Genomic DNA, 24910 nt, shown 5'->3' with positions numbered 1-24910 from the left:
CGACCATTTTTACACGCACAAACACATACACAAACGAGATGCCAACCAAGACGATCGGCGTGCGCGAGGAGGTGTACGAGCGCCTCCGCGCTCGGAAGCGCGACGACGAGAGCTTTACCGACCTCATCGACCGGCTGATCGACGAGAGCGAGGGCGGCTGGCGCGAGGGGTTCGGCTCGCTGTCGCCCGAGGCGGCCGACTCGCTTCGGGAGGGCGCGGCCGCCTCGCGAGAGCGCTTCGACGAGTCGGCGGGCGACCGGCAGACTGCGGCGATCGATCGGTTGGCTGACCCGGACGACTGCGGTCGGTCGGACGACGGCACTGACACCGACGACGGCGACGGCGACACCGGGGAGTCGGCGTGACTCGGTACCTGCTCGACACCACGTTTCTGATCGATTACCTCGCCGGTGACGACGGCGTTCGCCGGTTCCTCGAGTCACACGAGGAAGCCGAGTTCGCGACGACCGCGATGAACTACAAGGAGGTCGCGGTCGGTCTCCGCCTCGACGACGAGTTCAACCCGGCGCGTCTCGCGGCCGCGTTCGAGTGGCTCGACGTCGTGCCGATCGCGGCCGACCACGCCCTCGCCGCGAGCGCTTTCGAGGCCTCGCTGTACCGCTCGGACGACCACACGAGACGGGCCGTCGACGCCGCCACCGCGGACCTGCTGATCGCCGGGGTCGCCGACGCCGAGGGGATGACCGTCGTCACCCGAAACGCGGACGACTTCGAGCCGTTCGTCTCGGTCGACACGTACTGAGCGGCGGTCGTGCGTCCCGTCGTTGTCGCTCTCAGCGACCTCAGCGCACGCGGTCACCGATAGCCGTACCTGTCGCCCCGACAGTTTGTATTAAATAGTGAACTGTTGAGGAAGAAACGAGTTGATAGACGTCTCGATGACCGCACCGCTCGCCGCGCTCGCCGCGGTCGTGGCGGTCGGTGCGACCGCCGTCGCGTTCGAGTCCCGCGACGAGCCGGGCGGCCCCGCCGCGGTCGCGTTCTTGAGCGCGATCGCTTGGTGGTCCGCGGGGCTGTTCGGCGAGGCCGTCGCGACGACGGCGGCCGGGAAGCTGTTCTGGCTCAACGTCCAGTACCCCGCGACCGCCGTCGTCCCGGTCGCCGCCTTCGCGTTCGTCGCGGCGTACCTCGGCTACGACGCGTGGATCTCGCGGCGGCGACTGCTCGCGCTGATCGCCCCGCTCGCCGCGTTGACCCTGCTGAGCTGGACGAACGACCTCCACGGGCTGGTCCGGACCGGGACCGACCTCGTCGCGTTCGGCTCGGGGACGGTGCTCGTCCGGGAGCTCGGGCCGGCGTGGTGGGCCGGCTGGCTCTACTCGCAGGTCCTGCTCGTCGCGACGTTCGCGACGCTCGCGTACGGCGTGTACGACTCGGCGCCCGCGTTCCGCGCGTCCGCGGGACTGCTGCTCGTCGGCTCCGGCGCGCCGTGGATCGCGCAGTTCGTCGTCCTCGGGGGCGGCCCGGCGTTCCGCCCGGAGCTCCTGTTCGTGCTCACGGGCGTCGCCTTCACGGTCGCGGTCCGGCGGGGGCGGACGCTGAGCGTGACGCCGGTCGCCCGCCGAGTGACCCTGGAGGCGGTCCCCGACCCGATCGTCGTCGTCGACCGGAGCGGTCGGATCGCGGACGCGAACCCGGCGGCCCGCGCGTGGCTCGGCGAGGGCGTCGCGGTCGGCGTCCCGGTCGCGGACGCGCTCGCGGACGCCCCGGAGGTCCGCGCCGCGTACCGGCGCGGGGAGGCCCCCGACGAACCCCTCCGCGTCGACGTCGCCGGCGCGCCCCGCTTCGTCTCGCTCTCGGCCGTCTCGCTCCCGTCGCTCGGCAACCGCTCGCAGGGGACGGTGCTGCTCCTGCGGGACGTCACGGAGTCGGAGCGGAACCGCCGGGACCTCGAAGTGGCGAACGACCGGCTCCAGACGCTGACGCACGCGCTGGCACACGACATCAAGAACCCGCTGACGGTCGCGGACGGGTTCACGGAGCTCGCGAGCGCCGGCGACGAGGCGGCTATCGAGCGGGTCGAGAGCGCTCACGACCGGATATTCGAGATCGTCGACGAGACGCTCGCGGCCGTCGACCACCCGGACCCCCACGCCGACGCCGAGTCGTTCTCGTTCGCGACGGCGGCCGAGGACGCGTGGCGGACCGCCGACAGCCGGACGCGACGCTGACGGTCGCGGGAGACGAGTCGTTCGTCGCGGACGAGACCGCGGTTCGGAGCGTCTTGGAGAACCTCTTCCGAAACGCGGCGGTCCACGCCGGGACCGACCCGGCCGTCGCGGCCGTCGCGCTCGACGGGGGGTTCGCGGTCGTCGACGACGGGCCCGGAGTCCCGCCGGCGGAGCGCGACCGGGTGTTCGACCGCGGCTACACGACCGCGGACGCGGGGACCGGGATCGGTCTCGCGTCCGTCGCGACGCTCGCCGCGTCGCACGGGTGGACCGTCGGCGTCGGCCCGGGCCGCGGGACCGCAGAAGGAGAAGCCCGTGCTTCGGCCACGGCGGTCGGCGACGGCGCGGCGTTCGTCGTCGCCTTCGGCGATCGGCCGGCCGAGGCCGTCGCGTCGCCCGTGATCGCCGACGCCGACGCGCTCGTCACGGTCTCGGAACCGCCCGCGCCGGAGTCGTAGCCCGCTCGGCGACGGTCCGCCCCACCGGTTCGTCCCCGCGTTACTCGTCGGCGCGCCCGTCGGCGCCGTCCAGGGTGATCTCGGTGATCTCGACGACGCGGTCGTCCGCGAGCAGCTCCTCGATTGCGGCGTCGGGGACGGCCGAGTCGAGGTTGTAGACGGTGAGGGCCTCCCCGCCCTGCGTCTCGCGGCCGTTGAACATCCCGGCGATGTTCACGTCGTGGTCGCCGAGGACGGTCCCGATGAGCCCGATGACGCCCGGCTCGTCGGTGTTGCGCGCGACGAGCATGTGGCCGTACGGGACTGCGTCGACGCGGAACCCGTCGATCCGGACGATGCGGGCGTCCTCGCCGGCGAACAGCGTCCCCTCGACCGAGATCTCGCCGTCGCCGTTGCGGACGGTGACGCGGACGAGGCTCTGGAAGTCGTCGGTCTGCCGGGTCTTCGACTCGGTCACCTCGATGCCGCGCTCCTCGGCGAGCCGCGGCGCGTTCACCGCGTTCACCTGCCACTCCAGCGGCTCGAAGACGCCCTTCAGCGCGCTCGCGGTGACGAGGTCGACGTCCTCCGCGGCGATGTCGCCCTCGTAGGTCGCCTCGACCTCGGTGATCCGGCCGTCGAGCAGCTGCGCGGCCACCTTGCCGGCGGTCTCCGCCACGTCGATGTACGGCTCGATCCGCGGGAAGGCGCTCTCGTCGACCGAGGGCGCGTTGAGCGCGGTCAGGACCGGCTCGTCCTCGAACGCCGCGAGGACGGCCTCGGCGGTGTCGACCGCGACGTTCTCTTGGGCGGCCTCCGTCGACGCGCCGAGGTGCGGGGTCAAGACGATCTCCTCGACGTCGAGCAGCGGCGAGTCCTTCGGAAGCGGCTCCTCGGCGAAGGAGTCGAGCGCCGCGCCCGCGAGGACGCCGTCCTCGACCGCCTCGGCGAGCGCGTCCTCGTCGACGATGCCGCCGCGGGCGCAGTTGACGAGGTAGCCGCCCTCGAGCTGGGCCAGTTCGTCCTCGCCGATCATCCCCTCCGTCTCGGGGAGGAGGGGGGTGTGGATCGTCGCGAAGTCGCCCGCCGCGAGCGCGTCGTGGAGGTCCTCGACGAGCTCCGCGCCCATCCGGTCCGCGCGCTCCTCGGAGATGTACGGGTCGTAGACGACGAGGTCCATCCCGAGCGAGTCGAGCCGCTTGGCGACCTCCTGCCCGACGCGGCCGAGGCCGACGATGGTGAGCGTCTTGTTGTTCACTTCGGTGCCGAGGAACTCGCCTTTGGCCCACTCCCCGCCGATCAGGCGGCCGTGCGCCTGCGGGATCGAGCGCGCGACGGCGAACGTCATCGCGACGGTGTGCTCGGCGGCGGCGCGGACGTTCCCCTCGGGCGCGTTCGCGACGATGACGCCGTGGTCGGTCGCGGCCTCGATGTCGATGTTGTCGACGCCGATGCCCGCGCGGCCGACGATGACGAGGTCGGCGGCGGCGTCGAAGACGGCCTCGTTCACGTCGGTCCCCGACCGAACGATCAGCGCGTTGGCGTCGGAGACCGCGTCGAGCAGCGCCTCCCCCTCGGCCTCGTAGTCGATGACGACGTCGTGGCCGGCGTCTCGGAGTCGGTCCAACCCCGCGTCCGCGATGGGGTCGGTCACGAGTACCTTCATGTGGAAAGGCACCCGCGGCGCGGGGTTAACGCTTTCCTCACCGCGCCGTTTTGCCACCCGATCGGATCCGCGCTCGTGGATATCGATCCCCCTCGTTTCGACTGGAGAATGCGCGTTCGTGGGTATCCTTGCCGTCGGTACTCCCTTTTATATGGGGCCGTACGTTCCGCGCATGGACTTCACGATCGCGTTCGTCGGCGTCGGCGCAATCGTCGCGTTGACCGGGGTGAGCGCCTTCTTCTCCAGTTCGGAGCTCGCGGTGTTCTCCGTGCCGGCCCACCGGATCGATTCGCTCGTCGCGACCGACGCCCCGGGCGCTCGGGCGCTGTCCGCGCTGCGCGACGACTCGCACCGCTTCCTCGTCACGGCGCTGGTGAGCAACAACGTCGCCAACATCGCCGCCGCGTCGGTCGCGACCGCGGTGTTCGTCCGGTTCGGCTTCTCCGGCGGGCAGGCGGCCACGGGGTCGACGCTCGTCACCTCGGTGTTCGTCATCGTGTTCGGCGAGATCGCGCCGAAGTCGTACGCGGTCGCCAACGCCGAGGCGCACGCGCTCCGCGTCTCCCGGCCCGTCGTCGCGATCCAGCGCGTCCTCCGGCCCGTCCTGTACGTGTTCGAGGCGCTCTCGGGCGTCGTCAACCGATTCACCGGCGGCGAGTCGGACATCGAGTCGTACCTCACGCGCGAGGAGATCGCGACGCTCGTGCGCTCCGGCGAGGCGGCGGGCGCGCTCGACCCGGACGAGGGCGCGATGATCCGCGGCGTCCTCGATCTGGAGACCACCACCGTCGCCGCGGTGATGGTCCCCCGGACCGACGTGGTCGCGCTCCCGAGCACGGCGACGCCGGCGGACGCGCTCTCGCGCGCCGCGAGCGAGGGCGTCACTCGGATGCCCGTCTACGGTGAGAACCGCGACGACGTGGTCGGCATCCTCGACGTCCGCGACGCGATCCGCGCGGACGAGTCGGGTGCGGACCTCGCGAGCGCGCTCAGCGAGCCGGCGTTCGTCCCCGAGACGAAGCCGCTCGACGAGCTGTTCGCGGAGATGCGCGCGACCGAGGCGCGGCTGGTCGTCGTCGTCGACGAACACGGCGCGGTCGTCGGCATCGCGACCTTGGAGGACCTCTTCGAGGAGGTCGTCGGCGAGCTGGTCGGGCGGTGGGAGACGGACGCGGTCGACGTCGTCGCGTCCGACGCCGCCGTCGTCCGGGGGTGGACGACGGTCGCCCACCTCAACGAGACGCTCGGGCTCTCGCTGCCCGCGGACGCGGGCGCCGAGACGGTCGCGGGGCTCGTCACCCGTCAGCTCGGCCGACTCCCGAGGGAGGGCGACCGCGTCGCGGTCGGCGCCGTCACGCTCGCCGTCACCGGCGCGACCGCGACCCGGGTCACCCGCGTGCGGGTCGAACACGCCGACGAGGACGGGTTCGCCGCGGCCGAGACGACCGACCGCGAGGGGGTCGACGCGGCGTGATCCGCGCCGGCGCGTCGACGCGCGCGCGGCGGCGGACTACACATAACACAACATACATGTACCTCCGACGGATCTTGGGAAACGTTCTCGATAATGGTGAGCCGCTGGACGTGTGACCGGTGCGGGTTCGTCGCGTGGACGCGGGACCGCTCGGAGATGGCCGACGTGACCGGCTCGCACCTGCTCGCGCACCACTCCGACGCGCTCTCGACGTCCGACTTCCGCGTGAGCTGGGACTGCCCGTACTGCGCCGCGGCCAAGACCGCCTACGACGGCGACGGTGTCGTCGCCGAGTTCAAGCGTCACCTCCACGGACACGTGACCGACCGGATCGCCGACGGGGCGCACGTGGCCGAGCGAGTCGACTGGGACGGGGTGGTCCGCGTCGACGCGTCGGCGGCCGGCGACGAGGCCGACGCGCTCCGGACGCACTTCCACGACGCCGCGGGGCTCGTGGTGGCCGTGACTCCCACGCCGGAGCGACTGGTGCGCGCGCTCGACGAGGCCCTCGACGCGTGGCCCCGACGGGCGGTGATCGTCAGCACCGGCGAGTACGACTTCGAGGCGACGGCCGACGTCGACTTCGAGGGCCGCAACGTCGAGATGGTCGAGCTCGACCCGCGGCTCTCCCCGGCCGAGGTCGGCGAGACCGTCTCGCGGATCCTCGACGACAACCGCGAGCCCGGCGAGCGCGTCTCGCTGGAGGTGAGCGTCTTCCACCAGATCGTCGCCTCTTTCGACGTCGAACGGGCGGTGGCGTTCGTCCGCATGCTCGCCGCGCGCCTCGACGACGCCGGGGGCGTCTTACAGCTGTACGTCGACGCCGACGCGGACCGCAACGTCGCCACCGTGCTGAACCTCCTCGACGACACGATCGATCTGACGGTCGCGGTCGACGACGGGCGATTCGTTCGCCGGCCGTGACCGCGGGCACGCCCCCTCGGTTCCGTCGCGCCCAGTCACTCGTCGTAGCCGCGTCTCACTCGTTGTAGCTCTCCGTGTAGTCCGCCGGCCAGCGGACGTAGACGTACTCCACGTCCCGGTCCGCGGCCGCCTCGACGACCGCCCGTTTGAACCGGCGCAACACCGCTCTGGCGCGCTCCCGCGCGGCCTCCGAGGCGGTCTCGTCGCTCGCGAGCGCGCGGAGGTTCCGCTCGACGTCGACGCCGAGCGGGGGCTCGCCCCCGTCGCCTCGATCCGCCGCCGCGTCCGCCGAGGCGATCCGCGGCAGGTACGCCGCGGCGAGGTCCGCCACCAGTCGGTCACGGTGGTCGAGCGCGTCGATCAGCCACTCGACCGCGGTCGACCGGTCGGCCGCGGTCGGGTCCGCGGCTTCGAGGAGTTCGCAGTACAGCCACGCCGCGTACCGCTCGGTCTCGGCGTCGACGCGTCCTCGCGAGCCCGCCGCCGCGCCGGCGGACGCTCCCGTCCGGTCCCCCTCGGCTCGCTCCGCGGCGACCGCCCGGAAAACCGCGAGCAGCCCGTCGGCCTCGAAGGGTCGCTCGGCGAGGAGCCGGTCGCGGACGTCGCCCGCCGGGACGGCGTCCGCCCCGGCGATCACTCCGGCGACGGACCGCGCGGCCGCTCGGCGAACCGACTCCGAGGGGTCCCGCAGCGAGCCGAGCAACACGCCCGTCGCGTCCCGTCGGTCGAGCGCCCCGAGCCGACGCACGACGGTGAGCCTGAGTCGCTCGTTGCCGCGCCGCGCCGCGCGCGCGAGCAGTTCGACCGCGTCGTCGCTGTCCATCGCGACGAGCGCGTCGACCGCCGCGCCGCGCACGAGGTCGTTCCGCGCGTTCACGAGGGGCCGGACCGCCTCGACCGCCTCCCCGCCGACCCGCGCGTACCCCCTGACGGCCCGAGCGCGGACCCGCGCGTCGCCGTCGTCGAACGCCTCGCGGAGCCGAGGCGCGGCGTCCTCGTCGCCGACGGCCGACAGCCCGGTCGCCCCCAGCATCCGATACGCGGCCCGGTCGTGCTCCAGCCACCGCGAGAACGTCTCCGCGGCGCCGCGGCCCGCCTCCCTGGCCCCGTCCCCGGCGTCGTCGCCGCCCCGCCGCTCGGCGATCCGCCGCGCCAGTCGGTCGACGTGGTCGTCGCCGTGGAAGTACAGCGACTCGATCGCCGCCGCCCGGACGGCCTCATCGGGGTCGCCGAGCGCCGCCTCGAACAGCCCCTCCACGATCCTGCCCGCGGCGGCGCTCATCGAACTGGACGGGTTGCCGAGCGCCTCGGCCGCCTCGCGCCGCGTCGACGCCTCGAACCGCCGGTCGAGCCGCGCCAACGCCGGGGGATCGCCGTCGGCCGGCCGCCCGTCGCGCCCGGCGCTGCCGCTCTCCGCCGATCCCTCGGCTCTGCCCGGTCGCGACCTGTCGCCCATCTGTACACTTCTCACCGATCCGGTAGGTTAAACGTACGCCTTCGGATATCACTAGTGAGAAACGGACACGACGCACGGCCGGCGTCGCATTACTTCAGTCCGAACTCCCGAACTACGTCGTACTCCGGCCCGGACGCGGTGAGCGTCGACTCGACGAGCCGAATCTCGTCGACTGAGAACGACCCGACTTCGGGCCCCTCGCCGTCGAGCGCGTCTCGGACCGCGTCGGCCCCGGTCGCGTTCTCCACCCGCGCCAGCGTCACGTGCGGCGTGAAGGCGTGGTCGGCTGGATCGACGCCGAGCGCGGTCGTCTCCGCTTCGAGCGCCTCGCGGAGCGCCGCGAGGTCGTCGCCGCCGCGGTCGACGCCGGCCCAGACGACCGAGACGTACTCGCGGTCCGGGAAGACGCCGCGGCCGGCGACGGTACAGGTAAACGGGCCGACGGCGGCGCGGTCGACGGCGCGCTCGCCGGCGGCGATGGCGTCGTCGACGGTGGGGGCGTCTCCGGGGTCGTCCTCGTCCCCTTCGCCGATATCGACGAGGAACTTCAGCGTCACGTGCGCCTGTTCGGGATCGACCGGGTTGACGCCGGGCGCGTCCGCGAAGGGGGCCTGCGCGTCCGCGACAGCCGGCGCGAGCGAGTCCGGGAGGTCGACGGCGAAGAACGCTCGCATGGTCGGATACGGATCGATCGCGTTCGTTTATAAATTCGTGACTCGGTTCGAACTCCGAGGCGATTGCTGTCCCCCGCCTCTGACGGCTCGGTACCGGGGTTCCTATTCGTCTTGGCACAACGGCTGCTCCGTCGACAGCATCGCCGCGACCTCGTCGTCGCATATCTCGTAGTCGTGCTGAAGACACGACCGCTCGTCACCCTGACCGAGAAGCGATCCGGACACCTGTCTGTCGCCCGCTACGGCGTGGTACCCGGACCACCTTCTGTCGCTCTCCGGCTGGAAGCTGACCTGACGGCGATCGCCGGCGTCGAGGGCGAACTTCCGCCATCGACCGAGGCCTCCCTCCGACTCCAACACGAAGTGAAACGTGAGAGACGTCTCCGTCTGATTCGACAGATCGAGGTGTACCGTCCGTAGTCGTTCGGTATCCAGCCGACCGCTACAACCGCCCATCCCGACGGCGAGGGCGGCGGCAACGCACGCGAACCCGCGGCGAGTGGAGGGCATCGTCTCTGTCCGTTTTCGAGTGAATAAAAACCCACTCGCGGAGGGTGCGTGTCGGTCCCCGAACTGTCCCGTCTCTACCAGTCGGTGATTAGCTGTCTCAGGCGAGAACGCGTCCAACTAACAGGATCTCACCGAGCCGAAGCAAGTAACCGAGGATCGACGGAGACTACCTCCAAAGCCCCAGCCGGGAGGCGGGCGCACGCTCGCTGTCGTTCGAGACGCCTTCGGCGTCTCGTGATGACGAGAGAGCGGAGCTCTCTCGAACCACGCGCTTCAGTCNCGCACGCTCGCTGTCGTTCGAGACGCCTTCGGCGTCTCGTGATGACGAGAGAGCGGAGCTCTCTCGAACCACGCGCTTCAGTCGCTCGCTTCGCTCGCTCCTTCTAGTGCTTACGTCGTCATCAGAACGCTTTGCGTTCTGATTGGCTCACGAGGGCTTCGCTCTCGTGAACGCCTGCGCCCGCCTCCCGGCTGCCCCTTTGTGTCCCGCCTGGCACAGCACCGCAACCGCGCCTCACTCCTCCCCAGCCTCGCCGCTCACGCCCTGCGGGCGTTCGCGGCGTCCCTCGCGCGTGCTGCTCGGCCGCGAGGCGGCCTCGCAGGCACGCGCCACCGCACCGCCTCGTCCATTTATAACCGTTCGCGGAGCGTGTCGGCGGTCGCGTCGCCGACGCCGTCGACGTCGGTGAGGTCGCCGCGGGAGGCGTCGCGGACGTTCTCGACCGAGCCGAACCGCCGGAGGAGCCGGCGGCGCGTCTCGGGACCGACCCCCGGCACGTCGTCGAGGACCGTCTTGACCTCGTCGCGGACGGTCTGGTGGTAGGAGACGGCGAAGCGGTGCGCCTCGTCGCGCACGCGCTGGAGCAGGTGGAGCTCGGGCGCGTCGTCGTCCCAGCGCCGGGTCCCGGTCGGGGTGACGACCAGCTCCTCCGCCTTCGCGAGCGCGACGGCGGGCACGTCCCACCCGGTCTCCGCGAGCGCGTCGCGGGCGGCCCCCAGTTGCCCGTCGCCGCCGTCGATGAGGAGGAGGTCCGGGTCGGGGCGGTCGTCCTCGCCGGCGAGCGCGCGCTCGGCGCGCCACCGGATCAGCTCGCGCATGTTCGCGTAGTCGTCGTTGCGCTCGGTGAGCTTCTTCCGCCGGTAGTCGGCGGTCTCCGCGCTGCCGTCGACGAAGCACACGTCGGAGCCGACCACGGCGGTCCCCTGCGCGTGGCTCACGTCGAACCCCTCGACGCGCTCGGGGCGGGGGACCCCGAGCCGGTCGCCGAGCGCGCCCACGGGGTCGTCGCGGCCGCCGCGCTTCCGGGCGTTCTTCAGCGCGAGCTCGACGAGCTTCGCCTCGCGGCCCGCGCCCGGGACCCGGACCGCGACGCCCTCGCGCTCCAGCCAGTCGACCACGTCCGGGTCGGCGGGCCGCTCGGCGAGGAGGACCGCGTCCGGGAACTCCCGCTCGGCGTAGTACTGCGCGAGGAACGCCGCGAGGACGGCCGCCGGGGTGTTGGCGTCGGGCTCGGCGGGGGTCGCGTCGCCGTCGGGGTCCTCCGCTCCGGCCGCGTCCGCCACCGCCGCCGCGTCCAACTGGTGCCGGCTCCGGTCGACCAGCTGCCCGCGCTCGCTGTGGAGTCGGGCCACCCGGGCGGTGTCGCCCTCCACCGCGGCCGCCAGCACGTCGACGGTGCGGTCGTCGCTCCGGTCGCTGACCGCCTCGCCGCCCTCGCCGTGGAACGCCTCGACCGCCTCGAGGCGGTCCCGGAGGTTCGCGGCGCGCTCGAACTCGTTCGCCTCGGCCGCGGCCTCCATCCGGCGTCGAAGGGGGTCCGCGAGGACGCCCGTCTCGCCCTCGAAGAAGCGGCGCGCGGCGGCCACGTCCTCGGCGTACGCCGCCGGGGATATCTCGCCGGTACACGGGGCCGAGCAGATGCCCATCTCGTAGTCGAGGCAGGGGCGCTCGCGGCCGTCGTACTTGTGGTCCGAACAGCCGCGCAGCCGGTACTCGTCGCGGACGGCCTTCACGACGGTCTCGACGCGCCCCACGTCGGTGAAGGGTCCGTACGCGACCGCGCCCGCCTCGGGGTCGCGGGTCACCTCGATCCGCGGCACCTCGTGGTCGGAGAAGGCGACGAGCGGGTACGACTTGTCGTCTTTCAGCCGGACGTTGTACCGCGGCCGGAGCCGCTTGATGAGGTTCGCCTCCAAGAGCAGCGCCTGCGTCTCCGTGTCAGTGACCGCGAACTCGATCCGGTCCGCGCGCTCGACCATCCCGCGGATCCGGCCCGAGCGCGGGTCCGCGTACGACCGCACCCGGTCGCGGAGGTCGAGCGCCTTCCCGACGTACAGCGTCGTCTCGGCCGCCCGGAACTGGTAGACCCCCGGCTCCGTCGGGAGGTCTCCGGCCCGCTCGCGCACCGCGTCGGCGTCCATCGTCTCGGATCGCCGTAGCCGCCCGACGCCATTGAACGCTGCGGGCCCGCGACCGCGCCGTCGGTCACTCGAATTATCAGACGTGAATCCCGGGACGTGCGGTTTATGTCGCCGGTTGGGAAAGCGTGACGTAGTTATGACGGGACTTCGCGAGCGTCTGTGGCGGGTACTCGGACGCGGGGGCGACTCCCGCTCGGTTCCCGACGGAGGGGTCGTCGTCGAGGACGGGGCCGATTCCGCCGGACCGACCGGCGGGACTCCGGGCGACGAGAGCGTCGAAGCGCACACGGTGACCGAGGAGGCGGGCGTCGACCGCGCGGGAACCCTCGCGGGTGCCGGCTTCGAGCAGGTGTTCGACGCCACGAGCATCCCGACGTTCATCCTCGACACCGACGGCAACGTCGCCGAGTGGAACGAGTCGATCGTGTCGCTCACCGGCGTCGAGCGCGACGAGGCGGTCGGCCACGGCCACGTCTCCGAGCTGTTCTACCCCGACGGCCGGCGGGCCGACACGCTCGCGGACAAGGTGCTCGACGCGCCCGAGAACGCCGACGAGGCGTACGACGTCGAGCCGTGCGACTCCGCGCGGGACCGCTACCGCGACGCCAGCACGATGGTCGACCGCCACGGCGACAGGCGTCACATCGAGTTCACGGCGACCGCGCTGTACGGCGACGACGGCGAACTGGTCGGCGTGACGGAGGTCGTCGTCGACCGCACGGAGACCGTGAACGAGCGGGACGCGACGAGCGAGCTGGTGTCCGAGGTGCGGGAGACCGCGGAGGCGATCGGCGAGGGGAACCTCGACGCCCGGGCCGCCCGGCGCGACGCCTTCGAACACCTCGACAACGAGCTGGTCCGCGTGATCGACGTCGTCAACGGGATGGCCGACAACCTCGACCAGCTCTCTTCGGGCGTCCACGCGAAGGCGCGCGACCTCGACGAGACGGTCGAGGAGGCGAGCGCCGCGGCCGCCGACATCGCCGAGAACGTCGACGAGCAGAACGAGCTCCTCGAAGAGAGCGTCTCGGAGATGCAGTCGTTCTCCGCGGGGATGGAGGAGGTCGCGGCGACGGCCGACGAGGTCGACACCGCCGCGGTCGCGGCCGCCGACGCCGCCGACGAGGGGTTAGACGCGAGCGAGGACGCCCGCGAGGCGACCGACGACGTCGTCGAGATCGGCGACGAACTCGTCGAGAGCGTCGGCGCGCTCTCCGAGCGCATGGACGACATCGAGGAGGTCATCGAGGTCATCTCCGACGTGGCCGAGCAGACGAACCTGCTCGCCCTGAACGCGAACATCGAGGCCGCCCGCGCCGGCGAGGGTGGTGACGGCTTCGCGGTCGTCGCCGAGGAGGTGAAGAAGCTCGCCGACGAGACCCGCGGCTACACCGAGGAGATCACGGAGAGCCTCGACAAGCTCCAGGCGCAGTCCGCAGAGACCACGACCGCCGTCGAGCGCTCCCACGACCGGATCGAGGACGCCGGGACCGAGATCGAGACGGTCCTCGACTCGCTCGAAGAGATCGCCGACGCCGTCGACGAGGCGGCCGCGGGCGTCGCGGAGGTCGCGCGCACCACCGACGACCAGGCCGCGACCGTCGAGGAGCTCACCTCGTCGCTGGAGGCGGTCCGCGAGCGCTCCGACCGCACCGAAGACGCGACCGAGCGCATCGTCGACGCCACCGACGATCAGGAAGCCGCCGTCGACGAGCTGATCGCCCGCGTCGAGCAGTTGGACGCCCGGTAACTCTCTCTCCGGCCCCTCCTTCCGGCCCCGCACCGTCGGTTTCCGCTCGCCCGTCCTCCCGGTCCCGCCGAACGTTTAACCTCGCTCGACCCCCAGAAATAGTATGTCCGTCACGCCGCCCGGGCCGCTCGGCGACCCGCTCTTCGGGAACGGTCGCCAGTTCGCCGACGACCCCTTCGACTTCCTGCGCGCCTGCGCCGACAGCTACGGCGACGTGGTGCGGCTCGACCTCGGTCCCCGCGAGACGTACCTGCTCACGAACCCCGCCGACATCGAGCGCGTGCTCGTCGCCGACGCCGAACGCTACCGGAAACCCCAGTTCGGCGACGACGCGATGGACACGCTGCTCGGCGACGGCCTCCTCATGAGCGACGGCGACACGTGGCAGCGCCAGCGCAAGCTCGCGAACCCCTCGTTCCACAACCGCCGGATCGGCGCGCTCGACGGGACGATGGTCGAGCACACCGAGTCGCAGCTCGCGGACTGGAACGACGGCGACGTCGTCGACATCCAGCTGGAGGTCGCCCGACTCACCGTGAAGATCATCGTCTCGGCGATGTTCGGGGCCGACATCACCGACGAGGAGGTGAAGACCGTTCAAGAGAACCTGGAGCCGCTCGGCGCGCGCTTCGAGCCCGACCCGCGGCGGTTCCTGATCCCGAACTGGGTGCCGACCCGCGAGAACCGCGAGTTCGACGCCGCGATCGACACCCTCGAATCGGTGATCGACGGGATCGTCGACCGCCGCCGGGGCACGGAGCGCGACCCGAGCGTCGACCCCGCCGGCTCGGAGGGCGTCGCGGTGCCCGGCCCCGCCGGAGACGGCGACGGGGACCTGCCGATGGACCTGCTTTCCGTCCTCCTGCGCGCCCGCGACCGCGGCGAGCAGACCGACGAGAACCTCCGCGACGAGCTGGTGACGATGCTGCTCGCCGGCCACGACACGACCGCGCTCGCGCTGACGTACACGTTCTACCTGCTCTCGAACCACCCCGAGGCCCGCCGCGAGGTCGAGCGCGAGGCCGAGGCGGCGACCGGGAGCGGTCGCGCAGCGGACGACGCGACCGGGAGCGGTCGCAGTTCCCCCACCGCGGCCGACGTCCGCGACATGGCGTACACCGAGCGCGTGCTCAACGAGTCGATGCGCCTCTACCCGCCCGTCTACACGCTGTTCCGCGAGCCGAAGCTCGACGTGAAACTGGGGGGGTACCGGATCCCCGAGGGCTCCGCGCTGATGGTGTCGCAGTGGGTCGTCCACCGGTCCGAGCGGTGGTACGACGACCCCGACGCGTTCGACCCGGACCGCTGGGCCCCCCAGCGGCGGAGCGAGCGCCCCCGGTTCGCCTTCTTCCCCTTCGGCGGCGGCCCGCGCCACTGTATCGGGAAGGCGTTCTCGCTGTTGGAGGCGAAGATCATCCTCGCGGAGATCTGCTCGCGGTACGAGCTCGACTACGAGGGGCCGGACCTCTCGCTGCGCGGCTCGCTCACGATGCATCCGAACCACCCGGTCCCGATGCGGATCCGCGAGCGCTGAGGGATGGCGAGCGCAGACGAGGCGACCCCCACCGACGCGAGCGACGGGGGCGACGCCGACGTGTACTGCGCCCGGTGCGGCGATCCGCTCTCCAGCGGTCTCGTCGCGAGCGGACGGCGCGCCTGCTGTCTCAACGCGACCCCCATCGCCGGCGTCTGTCCGACGCACGGGCCGGTGGGACCGCACCACGCGGTCGCGGAACCGGACGCGGTCGACGAGCCGTAGTCGCTCCCTCCGGTCGAGCGCCGGGCGACGCGACGCGCCCTCGCCGACCGTTCGGCTCGAACCCATTTTACCCCCGCCGCCGAGAACACCGATCGATGCCCTCGCGCGACGCGATAGCCGACGCGTACGACGCGATAGCCGACGAGTACGAGTCCGTCGCGGAGGCGCAGCCGCACAACGCGCACCACGAGTTCCCGGCGACGACCGCGCTGATCCCCGAGGTCGACGGCCGCCGGGTCCTGGACGCCGGCTGCGGCGCGGGCCGGTACGCCGAGTGGCTCGGCGAGCGGGGCGCCGAGGTCGTCGGCTGCGACGTCAGCGAGGCGATGGTCGAGCGGGCGCGCGCCCGCCTCGGCGACGACGCGTCGGTCCACCGCGCGGACGTCGCTGAACCCCTGACGTTCGCCGACGCAGACGCCTTCGACGGCGTCGTCTGCTCGGGCGTGCTCGATTACGTCGAAGACTGGCGCGCCCCCTTCGAGGAGTTCGCCCGCGTGCTCCGCCCGGGCGGCTTCCTCGTGGTCTCCGTCGGTCACCCCGCCTCGGAAGTCAACCGCGAGGCCGCGTCGAACTACTTCGACGTCGAGCCCCGGGAGGCGGAGTTCGACGTCGGCCCCGCGCTGTACAGGCGGCCGCTCGACGAGATGGTCGGCCCCCTGCTCGACGCCGGGTTCCGCCTCGACGCCCTCCGGGAGCCGCGGCCGACCGAGGCGTTCCGCGAGGCCGCCCCGGAGGAGTACGAACGGACCGCCCGGGAACCGGTGTTCCTCTGTCTGCGCGGCGTCCGCCGCTCGGAGGCCTGATCGCGCCCGTCGTCGGGCACGGTCCGGGCGGGGTCCACCGGCCGCCCTACAGGTCGATCGTCGCGGCCGGCTCCCGGTACTCCGGGTCCCACACGTCGAGCGCGTGGACGCGCCATCGGATCGGGTCGAACTCGGCGGCGACGAGGTCGGCGACCGCGCCCGGTCCGGGGTCGCCGCCCCGCGCCAGCGTCACGTGCGGCACGTAGTCGTCGCCCTCGATACCCTCGACCACGCCGAACGCCGCGCAGAGCCGCCGGTGGAGCCGAACGAGTCCGTCGCTCTCGACCGCGAGGTACAATACCGGCCGCGACCCCGACCGCGGCGCGTCGAAGACGTCGACGCCGGTCACGGCGACTTCGAAGGGATCGGCGGCCGCGAGCGGCCGACGGAGACGCTCGCGTACGCGGTCGAGCGCCCGCTGCCGGGGCGGGGCCCCCCGAGACGCTCCGCGTTCGCCGTCTCCGCGGCGCTCGCCACCTCTCCCGCGCTCCTCGCTTCGAACGTCGTCGACGCCGAAGCGCTTACAGACGAGTGTGCGGCGGTCGCGGACCCGGTCGAACCCCGTGAGTTTCGGGTGGAGATCGCTCGCGAGACGGTCGACGGAGGTCGGTAACGGCACGTTGAGACTGAACACTGGACCCACCGCCTCAGATCCGGTCGGTGAGCCGTAAGGCGATCACGACGACGAGCGCGACCCCGATCAGCGCCGGGAGCGCGTCGAAGAGCCACGAGGCGATGTCGAGGACGGTCTCGACGATCTCCAGAAGAAGCCACGCGACGACGAGCAGCAACACGACCTTCAGGAGGTCGTCGGTGTCGACCTCGGCGCGGTTCATGCCCCGACGAGCGCGCGGCAGCGATAAAAAGACGGTGGTGGTGACGGCGACCGCGCTCTTACGCGATCTTCTCGTACTGCTCGGAGAGCTTCTCGGCGGCCTCGTCGAGCAGGTCGGACTCGTACTCGTCGAGGTCCCACTCGACGACCTCCTTGACGCCGTTCGAGCCGAGCTTCGCGGGCACGCCGAGCGCGGTGTCGTCGTAGCCGTACTCGCCGTCGAGCACGACCGAGCAGGGGAGCACCTCGCCGGTGTCGTTGAGGATCGCCTCGACGGTGTGGGCGACGCCCGTCGCCGGCCCCCACTGCGTCGCGCCCTTCCGGCTGATCACGTCCATCGCGGACTCCTGGAGGTCCGCGAGGATCTGCTCTTTCTCGTCGGCGTCGAACGCTGGGTCGCGACCGTCCACGCGCACCTTCGAGAAGACGGGCGCCTGCGCGTCGCCGTGCTCGCCGAGGATCGTCGCCTCGACGTTCCGGACGGGCGCGTCGAAGCGCTGCGAGAGGACGTAGCGGAAGCGCGCGGAGTCGAGCCGCCCGCCGAAGCCGACCACCTTGTGGCGGTCGCGGTCGCCCGCCTCGTAGAGGTGGCGGTTGAGCAGGTCGACCGGGTTCGAGGTGGTGACGGTGACGAAGTCGTCGTTGTGCTCGGCGATGGAGGAGCCGATGTCCTCCATGATCGGCGCGTTGTCGCCGGCGAGGTCGATCCGGGTCTGTCCCTCCTTGCGCGGGATGCCGGCCGTGATCACGACGACGTCCGAGCCGGCGGTGTCCTCGTACTCGCCCTGCCGGACGGTCGTGTTCGAGTCGTACGCGACGCCGTGGTTCGCGTCCGCGGCCTGTCCGATCGTCGTCTCGCGCTGGTCCGGAATGTCGACGAAGACGAGCTCGTCGACCACGTCGCGCAGCGCGAGGTTGTAGCCGGCCGCGGCTCCGACGGTCCCCGCCGCACCGATAACGCTGACCTTTGTCATACCGTGTGGATGCGCGACCGGGCGGCGAGTAAACGTTTCGGAACCGCAGCAACGTCCGTGACCCTCTCGTCGCGAAACCCCTAACTCCCGCGGCGTCGAAGCGTCGCCTCGTGCCGACGTTCCGCTACCCGTGTCCCGGCTGTCGGACGACGAACAGCCTTCACGACGCCGACTGCGACTTCGAGGGCGTGAGCTGGCCGACCGTCGAGAAGGCGTACACCGACCTCCTGTCGGTGCTGTCCGCGGAGCCCGACGGCCTTCCGGAGGCGGCGCTGCGGGACGCGGTCCCGGCGCAGTGGGGCGGGCTCCACAAGTCGGCGCTCGGCGCGCTCCGCCGCGACCAGCGCGTCGTCGAGGACGGCGATCGGCTCCGCCTGCTCACCGCGGCGGAGTTCAAAGAGCGCGTCTCCGAGCCCACCCGCGACCCGATGCGCACCGTCTACGAACACGGCTCCGTCCCGGGCTGTCACGACAACGCGGTGTTCGCGATGGTGGCGTGGTACGAGATGGTCGGGCTCTCGTGGCCCGAGACGCGCGAGAACGTGATCGAGTGGCTCCACGAGTCGGGCGCGTGGGACCGGGGCGGCTTCGAGGAGTCGACGCCCGGGGAGCTCGTCGACGCCAAGCGCCACGTGTACGACGAGGGATACGGCTGGAAAGAGAAGGGACAGGCCGCCAAGCGCGTCATCGAGCGACACCTGTAGCGCCGGCTCGCTCGGACGCTCGACTCGCTCGGAACCCTTCCCCTCGGAGCGCCGACGCACGCTCTCGGCGGTGCGCCCGAGCGCCAACTTAACTTTCCGGGGGATCTCTCCCCACCGTGACACACCCGGAGGCCGGACCCGCGTCGACGCCCGGCGACGACGAGGCCGGGGACGCCGACGCCACAGCCGGCGACGACGAGGACGTGGGCGCCGACTCGACGGCCCCCGCAGGCCCCGAGCGACCCTCGGCGGTCGACAACCCGCGCCGAGCGCTCGCGGTGGTGATCGGCGTCGTGTTCATCGACCTGGTCGGCTTCGGGATCGTCATCCCGATCCTCCCCTTCTACGTCAGGTCCTTCGGCGTCAGCGACGCCTTCATCGGGCTCCTCGCGGCGTCGTACTCGCTCGCGCAGTTCCTCGCCGCACCCACGCTCGGGCGGCTCTCCGACCGGATCGGCCGTCGGCCCGTTCTCCTCGCGTCGCTCGCGGCCGCCGGCGTCGCGTGGGTGGCGTTCGGCTACGCCGGGGCGGCGGGGGCGCGCTTCGGGCCCGCGGCGGCGCTGGCGACGCTGTTCGCCTCCCGGACGCTGGCCGGCGCGATGGGCGGCAACATCGCCGCCGCGCAGGCGTACGTCGCGGACATCACCCCGAGGGACCGCCGGGCGGGAGCGCTCGGCCTCATCGGGGCCGCGTTCGGGCTCGGGTTCGTCTTCGGCCCGGCCATCGGCGGCCTCCTCGCGGCCGACACCGTCGTCGCCCGCGCCGACGCGCTCCTCCCGGCGTTCGTCCCGACGACGGCGTACTCCCTGCCGAGCTTCGCGGCGGCGGGGATGAGCCTCCTCGCGGTCGCGGTCGGATTCGCCTTCCTCCAGGAGCCGACGCGGACGCGGCCGGCGGCGGAGCGCGGCGGCCGGCGGACGACGGCGATCGGTCAGTTCCGCGACGCGCTCGCCTCCGCGGCGCTCCGGCCGCTGACGGTCGCGTACTTCGTCGTCGCCGTCGCGTTCGCGGGCGTTCAAGTGATGTTCATCCCGTACGTCGCGGACGCGTTCGGCTACGACGCGACGGCAGCGGCGCTGCTGCTCACGTACGTCGGCGTCCTCGGCGCGGTGAACCAGGGCGTCCTCGTCGGGCGGCTCTCGCGGGTCGTCCCCTCGCGGACGCTCGTCGCCGCCGGATCGGTCGTCCTCGCCGGGGCGCTCGCCGCGATCCCCGCGACCGGCGTCGTCGACCGCGTCGCCGGCGACGTCGCCCTCGGCGGCCCGGAGTGGCTCACGCTTCCGCTGGTCGCGCTGCTCGCCGCGCTGGCGGCGCTCTCGCTCGGGAACGCCCTCGTCAACGTCTCGCTGGCGACGCTCGTCTCCTCGTCCGCCGACGACGCGGAACAGGGGGCCGCCTTCGGCGTGACGCAGGGCGCGTCGAGCCTCGGGCGGACCGTCGGGCCGCCGCTGATGGCCGTCCTCTACACCGTCGCCGTCGCGTCGCCGTTCCTGGTCGGCGCGCTCCTCCTCGTGCCCGTGGCCGCGGCGTTCGGCCGCCGAGCCGGGTGACGGGTCGGGGATCGGTGACCGACCGGCGTCGCCCCCGTCGCCGCACGACACTTTTACGCCCTCCGTCGCCGTCGTACTCCACGAATGGCCCTCGACTTCCTCCCCGCGTGGCCCGCCGTCGGCTCGTTCGCGGGCGGGGTCGGGGCGCTCGCGCTCGCGTGGGCGATCCGCGAACACCGCGGTCGCCCCGGGGTCGACTGGTTCCTCGGCGTGTTCGCCGCGCAGGCGACGTGGTGTCTCTCTTACGGAGTCGGGCTGCTCGTCTCCGAGCCGACGCTCCGAGCCACGCTGGAGGCGACGATGTGGTTCGGCGTGATCTGGACCGGGGTCGCCTTCCTCGGCTTCGCGCTGGAGTACACGGGCCGGAGCGACGTGGTCCGCAGCCGCCTGTTCGCGGCGGTCGTCGGGTTCGGCGTCCTCTCGTCCGCGCTCGTCGCCACGAACTCGCTCCACGGCGCGTTCTGGACCGACTTCGGGCGCGACCCCGCCTTCGGCGTCGAGACCGTCTCGTACGCGTTCGGCCCGTGGGCGTACCTGACGGTCGCCGCGGAGACCGTCCTCGTCGCCAGCGCGGTCTTCCTCCTCGTCGACACGCTGCTCAGCTACGGGCCGCTGTACCGCCGCGAGAGCGCGGCTGTCGCGCTGAGCTCGCTGCCGCCCGGGTTCGCCCTGGTCGCGTGGACGCTGGGGCTCGGCCCCGTCCCGCAGCTCCAGCTCGCGCCGCTCATGTTCGTTCCGCACGTGCTCCTCGACGCGTACGCGTTCGACCGCGCGGAGATGTTCGACCGGAACCCGACCACCAGCCGCGCCGCCGAGCGCACCGCGCTCGACGACCTCCGCGACCCCATCCTCGCGCTCGCGCTCGACCGCCGGGTCGTCCGGCTCAACCCCGCGGCCGAGGCGATGCTGGGCGTCGACGCCGAGACCGCCCGCGACCGACCGCTCGCCGACTTCCTTGATCTGCCGGTCCGGATCGGTGACGACGCCGGCGGCGATCCGGCCGACCGCGGGGCGAGCGCCGACGACGGCGCGGACGGCGGCTCCCGCGAGACGGTCGAGATAGACGCCGCCGACGCCGCCCGCCGCCGCACGTACGCGGTGTCGGTCTCCCGGCTGACCGACCCCAACGGGACCCACGTCGGGTACACACTCGTCCTCTCCGACGTCACCGACCGCGAGCGACGGCGGCAGCAACTGGAGGTGCTCAACCGCATTCTGCGGCACAACCTGCGCAACGACGCCGGCGTCGTCCACGGGTACGGCGAGATCCTCCGCGACCGGCTCGCCGACCCGGAGCTCGTTCAGATGGCCGACGCGGTCGAGCGCCGCGCCGGCGCGCTGGCCGCGCTCGGCGAGAAGGCCGGGACCGTCGAGCGGCTCCTCGCCGACCGCGAGCCGGCGCCGACGGACATCCGCGAACTCCTCGATTCGGTCGTCGCGGACGCCCGCGAGCGCGACGAGGACGCGGCGATCGAACTCGCGATCGACGGCGAGGCGCCGACCGCCGGCGCCGAGACGCCGACCGCCGACGGCGGGGCGGCGACCGCCGCCGACGAACGGACGACCGGTGACGCCGGAGCCGACGCCGACGAGTGGGTCACCCGAGTCCGAGCGGACGCGCTCCGCGCGGTCGTCGAGAACACCGTGGAGAACGCGCTCGACCACCACGACGGCGGGGGGACCGAGCGCGGCGACGGCGGCGCGTGGGTGCGGCTCGCGCTTCGCCGCGCGGAGAGGGGGAACGGCGGCGGCGGGAGCGACGAGGGCGACTCCGACCGCGACGCGCGGTTCGTCCTCACCGTCGCGGACGACGGCCCCGGGATCCCCGACCACGAGGTCGAGGCGGTCGAGTCGGGGCGAGAGACTGCCCTCGAACACGGCTCGGGGCTGGGCCTGTGGGTCGTCGCGTGGGGAGCCGCCGCGGTCGGAGCCGACGTGACGTACGACGAGCGGGAGCCTCGCGGGACGCGGGTGACGGTGTCGATCCCGGTCGTCGCGGCGGAGTGACGCGGAGAGAAAACGAGTCCGGTCCGGGCTCGAAAACGGCTACTTCAGTCCCTCAGTCACTTTGTATTCTCGGCGCAAGCATGAAAGTAACGTTCCCCAGCCCCTCGGCGAAACCGTAGTGGAGCTTGACGGGGAACTCCTCGCCGAGCTCGACGGTGACCTCGGCGTCGGAGGGGATCGCCTTGTTCATATCCTTCAGGTAGTCGAGGCTGAACAGCGAGTCGGCGGGGCCGGCGGTGAGCGCGATGAGGTCCTCTCGGTCGAGCTTGAGGTTGACGTCGTCGGTGTCGCCCTCGGCCTCGATGAAGAACGCCTCGTCGGTCTCGTCGACGCGGAGGCGGATGTGGTCGGAGACCATGTCGGCCGCCTTGATCCCGCGGTCGAGCTGCGCGCCCTCGACGACGATCTCGGAGGCGAGGTCGAGGTCCGGGATGTCCGGCTCCTGCCGGATCGAGTCGGGGTCGATGAGCGCGAGCGTGTAGGAGAGGCCGTCGATCTCGATGTGGAGCTTGCGGGTCTCCTCGTCGAGTTCGAGGTGGATCAGGTCGCCGGAGTTGGCCATGCCGGCGATGTCTTCGAGTCGGGCGAGGTTGACGCCGATGACGCCGCCGTCGGCCTCGTAGGACTCGAACGCGGCGGCCTCCAGCGTGAGGTCGACCATGCCGACGTTGGCGGGGTCGACGGCGCGGATGGAGAGCTCCTCCTCGTTCAGGCGGATCTTACACTCGTCGACCAACACGCTCACCGAATCGAGCGCGTCCTGAAACGTCGACGCGCCCACGATGGCCTTGAACATATACGTTCGGCTAGGGCGGTATCCCCTAAAAAGACACCCGATCGGGTCGGCACGGAAACGCTCAAAGCGACCGGATGAGGCGGGCGACGACGACCGCGAGCGTCACGACGGCTCGCAGCAGACGGAGCCGTTCGAGCCGGTATTCGAGGGCGTTCGGGCCCTCGGCGTCCCGGTCGCTCCCGTCCGGGCCCGCGCCGTCGTCGGTCGGCTCGCGCCCGCGGTCACTGCTCTCCCCGTCGTCGGGGTCGCGGGCCTCCTCGTCGTCGGGGTCGGGCGGCGGCTCGGCGGCTCGGTTCGGCGCGTCCGTCGGAGCCGACGCTTCCGGCCTCCCCGTCGGACCCGGTCCGTCGCCGTCGGCCGGCTCCGCGGACGGTGTCGGTTCGGAGTCGGTGCGCTCGGGCGTTGGCAGTGGCTCGTCGATCATGCGTGACCTCGGCCGCGTCAGGCGGTACGCGACGATACGGGGTTAATTCATAAATAGACGAGCCGAACGCAAGGCGGAACTGAAAGTCGCGCGGGCGAGGTGCGGCCCCGCGGGCCGTCGGGCTCGGCGACCGCCCTCAGACCAGCGGCTCGACGAGGTCGCGTCCCGCCGCGAGCAGGTCGTCGACGGCGTCCTCGGAGTCGGCCTCGGCGTACACCCGCAGCTTCGGCTCGGTGCCCGAGGGGCGGACGAGCAGCCACGAGCCGTCCTCCAAGAGGAGTTTGAACCCGTCGAGCGTGACGACCTTCGCCACCTCGCGGCCGTCGACCGACTCCGGGATGTGGTCCTCCAGGTCGTCGAGGACGCCCGCTTTCCGGTCGTCGGGGCAGTCGAGCGACACCTTCCCGGCCGCGATGCGACCGTGCTCGTCGAGCAGGCGGTCGACGCGCGCGTCGAACGGCTCGGCGGCGTGGGTCGCGGCCGCGAGCAGCGCCATCAACACGCCGTCCTTCTCGCGGACGTGGCCGCGGAGCGTGAACCCGCCCGACTCCTCGCCGCCGAACAGCGCGTCGTGCTCGCCCATCGCCTCCGCGACCCACTTGAACCCGACCGGGGTCTCGTACACTTCCTCGCCGTGCGCCTCCGCGATGCGGTCGACGAGGAACGTCGTGGAGACGGTCCGGACCGCCGGGCCCGAGTCGGTCTCCAAGAGCCGGTCGTAGCAGGCCGCGTAGAAGAGGTTCGCGTCGAGGACGCCGCGCTCGGGCGTCACGACCGCGATCCGGTCGGCGTCGCCGTCGTTGGCGATCCCGAGGTCGACGCCGCTGTCGGGGTCGGTGACGCGGTCGGCCAGCGCTCCGAGGTGTTCGGCCGACGGCTCCGGGGAGTCGCCGCCGAAGGTCACGTCGCGCTCGCATCGCAGCCGGACGACCTCCGCGCCGGCCGACTCGAGGAGCGCGTCCGTGACGCCGCGCCCGCTCCCGTGCATCGCGTCGTACGCCACGGTGAGCCCGGAGAGGTCCGGCCCGCCGTCCCCAGCCCCGACGACCCCGCCGACGACCCGGCGGGCCGCGTCGGCGTGGTCGCTCACGAGGTCGACCCGGGAGACCTCGCCGCGCTCGGCCGCCGGCAACAGGTCGGGCTCCGCGAGCCGGTCGACGACGTCCTCGGTGACGTCGGGCAGCGCGGGCGCGCCGTCGTGGGGGATGAACTTCACGCCGTTGTACTCGGGCGGGTTGTGCGAGGCGGTGACCATACACGCGCCCGCGAGGTCGCGGTCGACGATGGCGTGGGCGATCACCGGCGTCGGGGCGTCGCGCTCGGGGAGGATCACGTCGAAGCCGTTGCCCGCGAACACCTCCGCGAGGCTCTCGGCGAACCCCTCCGAGGTCTCGCGGGCGTCGTACCCCACCGCGACCGGGCCCTCGCGGCCCGCCGCGTCGAGGTGGTCGGCGACCGCCTGCCCCACGATCCGCACGCGCTCGTCGGTGAACTGATCGAGGGTCGCGCGCCACCCGTCCGTGCCGAAGGCTATCTGGTCCATGGAACCCACGT

General features: G+C 72.2%; 24 protein-coding genes. 13 read left to right on the top strand and 11 right to left on the bottom strand.

What is annotated here, in order from left to right; all coding sequences use genetic code 11:
- Nucleotides 1-38 precede the first annotated feature (38 nt).
- The 4 genes from C464_RS15350 to C464_RS19690 all read left to right on the top strand — a co-directional run bounded on the left by C464_RS15350 (nt 39) and on the right by C464_RS19690 (nt 2650).
- Nucleotides 39-365 carry an antitoxin VapB family protein gene (locus C464_RS15350; protein WP_006114680.1) on the top strand — a complete coding sequence of 109 codons (327 nt, stop codon included), beginning with the start codon at nt 39-41 and terminating at the stop codon, nt 363-365.
- The gene (locus C464_RS15345) at nt 362-763 is read left to right on the top strand and encodes a type II toxin-antitoxin system VapC family toxin (RefSeq protein ID WP_006114679.1); all 402 of its coding nucleotides are present in this window, start codon (nt 362-364) and stop codon (nt 761-763) included. The genes C464_RS15350 and C464_RS15345 overlap by 4 nt, the downstream gene beginning before the upstream one ends.
- A 136-nt stretch (nt 764-899) precedes the next feature.
- Complete coding sequence (locus C464_RS19885; protein WP_006114678.1) at nt 900-2192, top strand: histidine kinase N-terminal 7TM domain-containing protein; 1293 nt, start codon at nt 900-902, stop codon at nt 2190-2192.
- On the top strand, nt 2159-2650 hold the full coding sequence (locus C464_RS19690; RefSeq protein WP_006114677.1) for a sensor histidine kinase: 492 nt from the start codon (nt 2159-2161) through the stop codon (nt 2648-2650). Before C464_RS19885 ends, C464_RS19690 begins: the two co-directional genes overlap by 34 nt.
- A gap of 40 nt (nt 2651-2690) precedes the next feature.
- Here the strand turns inward: C464_RS19690 and serA are convergent, their stop codons facing one another.
- Nucleotides 2691-4295, bottom strand: coding sequence for a phosphoglycerate dehydrogenase (serA, locus tag C464_RS15335; protein ID WP_006114676.1), 1605 nt, complete (start codon nt 4293-4295; stop codon nt 2691-2693).
- Between the two features lie 172 nt (nt 4296-4467).
- Between serA and C464_RS15330 the strand changes: the two genes are divergently transcribed.
- The gene (locus tag C464_RS15330; protein WP_006114675.1) at nt 4468-5769 is read left to right on the top strand and encodes a hemolysin family protein; all 1302 of its coding nucleotides are present in this window, start codon (nt 4468-4470) and stop codon (nt 5767-5769) included.
- A 93-nt stretch (nt 5770-5862) separates the two neighbouring features.
- Nucleotides 5863-6693: a DUF7504 family protein gene (locus C464_RS15325; RefSeq protein WP_006114674.1), complete on the top strand. Its 831-nt coding sequence runs from the start codon at nt 5863-5865 to the stop codon at nt 6691-6693.
- A gap of 55 nt (nt 6694-6748) precedes the next feature.
- Here C464_RS15325 and C464_RS15320 read toward each other — a convergent pair whose 3' ends face one another.
- From C464_RS15320 to C464_RS15305, 4 genes are all read right to left on the bottom strand, one after another.
- Nucleotides 6749-8149 (bottom strand): HEAT repeat domain-containing protein, encoded by a 1401-nt coding sequence (locus C464_RS15320; protein WP_006114673.1) that lies wholly within the window; start codon nt 8147-8149, stop codon nt 6749-6751.
- An 89-nt stretch (nt 8150-8238) separates the two neighbouring features.
- Nucleotides 8239-8823 (bottom strand): RNA 2',3'-cyclic phosphodiesterase, encoded by a 585-nt coding sequence (gene thpR, locus C464_RS15315; protein WP_006114672.1) that lies wholly within the window; start codon nt 8821-8823, stop codon nt 8239-8241.
- Between the two features lie 102 nt (nt 8824-8925).
- On the bottom strand, nt 8926-9333 hold the full coding sequence (locus C464_RS15310) for a hypothetical protein (RefSeq protein WP_006114671.1): 408 nt from the start codon (nt 9331-9333) through the stop codon (nt 8926-8928).
- A 630-nt stretch (nt 9334-9963) separates the two neighbouring features.
- Nucleotides 9964-11754: an excinuclease ABC subunit C gene (locus tag C464_RS15305; RefSeq protein WP_006114670.1), complete on the bottom strand. Its 1791-nt coding sequence runs from the start codon at nt 11752-11754 to the stop codon at nt 9964-9966.
- Nucleotides 11755-11890: 136 nt separating this feature from the next.
- Here C464_RS15305 and C464_RS15300 point away from each other — a divergent pair, with 136 nt between their 5' ends.
- The 4 genes from C464_RS15300 (at nt 11891) to C464_RS15285 (ending at nt 16066) form a co-directional block, all read left to right on the top strand.
- On the top strand, nt 11891-13504 hold the full coding sequence (locus tag C464_RS15300; protein WP_006114669.1) for a methyl-accepting chemotaxis protein: 1614 nt from the start codon (nt 11891-11893) through the stop codon (nt 13502-13504).
- 103 nt (nt 13505-13607) lie between these two features.
- Nucleotides 13608-15038, top strand: coding sequence for a cytochrome P450 (locus tag C464_RS15295; RefSeq protein ID WP_006114668.1), 1431 nt, complete (start codon nt 13608-13610; stop codon nt 15036-15038).
- Nucleotides 15039-15041: 3 nt separating this feature from the next.
- Nucleotides 15042-15263 (top strand): hypothetical protein, encoded by a 222-nt coding sequence (locus tag C464_RS15290; protein ID WP_006114667.1) that lies wholly within the window; start codon nt 15042-15044, stop codon nt 15261-15263.
- Between the two features lie 95 nt (nt 15264-15358).
- The gene (locus C464_RS15285) at nt 15359-16066 is read left to right on the top strand and encodes a class I SAM-dependent methyltransferase (protein WP_006114666.1); all 708 of its coding nucleotides are present in this window, start codon (nt 15359-15361) and stop codon (nt 16064-16066) included.
- 46 nt (nt 16067-16112) lie between these two features.
- Here the strand turns inward: C464_RS15285 and C464_RS15280 are convergent, their stop codons facing one another.
- Genes C464_RS15280 through mdh form a run of 3 tightly spaced genes read right to left on the bottom strand, consistent with a single transcriptional unit; the run spans nt 16113 to nt 17875 of the window.
- Entirely contained in the window at nt 16113-16700 is a 588-nt protein-coding gene (locus C464_RS15280) for a 2'-5' RNA ligase family protein (protein ID WP_049911232.1), read from the bottom strand.
- A gap of 13 nt (nt 16701-16713) precedes the next feature.
- On the bottom strand, nt 16714-16902 hold the full coding sequence (locus C464_RS15275) for a DUF7554 family protein (protein WP_006114663.1): 189 nt from the start codon (nt 16900-16902) through the stop codon (nt 16714-16716).
- 58 nt (nt 16903-16960) lie between these two features.
- Nucleotides 16961-17875, bottom strand: a complete 915-nt coding sequence (gene mdh / locus C464_RS15270; RefSeq protein ID WP_006114662.1) for a malate dehydrogenase — start codon at nt 17873-17875, stop codon at nt 16961-16963.
- 110 nt (nt 17876-17985) lie between these two features.
- Between mdh and C464_RS15265 the strand changes: the two genes are divergently transcribed.
- From C464_RS15265 to C464_RS15255, 3 genes are all read left to right on the top strand, one after another.
- A complete protein-coding gene (locus C464_RS15265; protein WP_006114661.1) occupies nt 17986-18579 on the top strand; it encodes a DUF7474 family protein in 594 nt (197 codons plus the stop codon).
- A gap of 116 nt (nt 18580-18695) precedes the next feature.
- Nucleotides 18696-20129: an MFS transporter gene (locus C464_RS15260; protein ID WP_006114660.1), complete on the top strand. Its 1434-nt coding sequence runs from the start codon at nt 18696-18698 to the stop codon at nt 20127-20129.
- 84 nt (nt 20130-20213) lie between these two features.
- Nucleotides 20214-22136: a histidine kinase N-terminal 7TM domain-containing protein gene (locus C464_RS15255; RefSeq protein ID WP_006114659.1), complete on the top strand. Its 1923-nt coding sequence runs from the start codon at nt 20214-20216 to the stop codon at nt 22134-22136.
- A 52-nt stretch (nt 22137-22188) separates the two neighbouring features.
- Here C464_RS15255 and C464_RS15250 read toward each other — a convergent pair whose 3' ends face one another.
- The 3 genes from C464_RS15250 to C464_RS15240 all read right to left on the bottom strand — a co-directional run bounded on the left by C464_RS15250 (nt 22189) and on the right by C464_RS15240 (nt 24899).
- Entirely contained in the window at nt 22189-22932 is a 744-nt protein-coding gene (locus tag C464_RS15250; protein WP_006114658.1) for a DNA polymerase sliding clamp, read from the bottom strand.
- A 61-nt stretch (nt 22933-22993) separates the two neighbouring features.
- Nucleotides 22994-23356, bottom strand: coding sequence for a hypothetical protein (locus C464_RS15245; protein ID WP_006114657.1), 363 nt, complete (start codon nt 23354-23356; stop codon nt 22994-22996).
- Between the two features lie 136 nt (nt 23357-23492).
- Nucleotides 23493-24899, bottom strand: coding sequence for a phosphohexomutase domain-containing protein (locus C464_RS15240; protein ID WP_006114656.1), 1407 nt, complete (start codon nt 24897-24899; stop codon nt 23493-23495).
- Nucleotides 24900-24910 lie beyond the last annotated feature (11 nt).

Origin of the sequence: Halorubrum coriense DSM 10284 (genome assembly GCF_000337035.1) — an archaeon.
Taxonomy (GTDB): Archaea; Halobacteriota; Halobacteria; order Halobacteriales; family Haloferacaceae; genus Halorubrum; species Halorubrum coriense.
The sequence above is the reverse complement of the archived record's forward strand: the minus strand, read 5'-3'. Positions and strand labels throughout refer to the sequence as shown.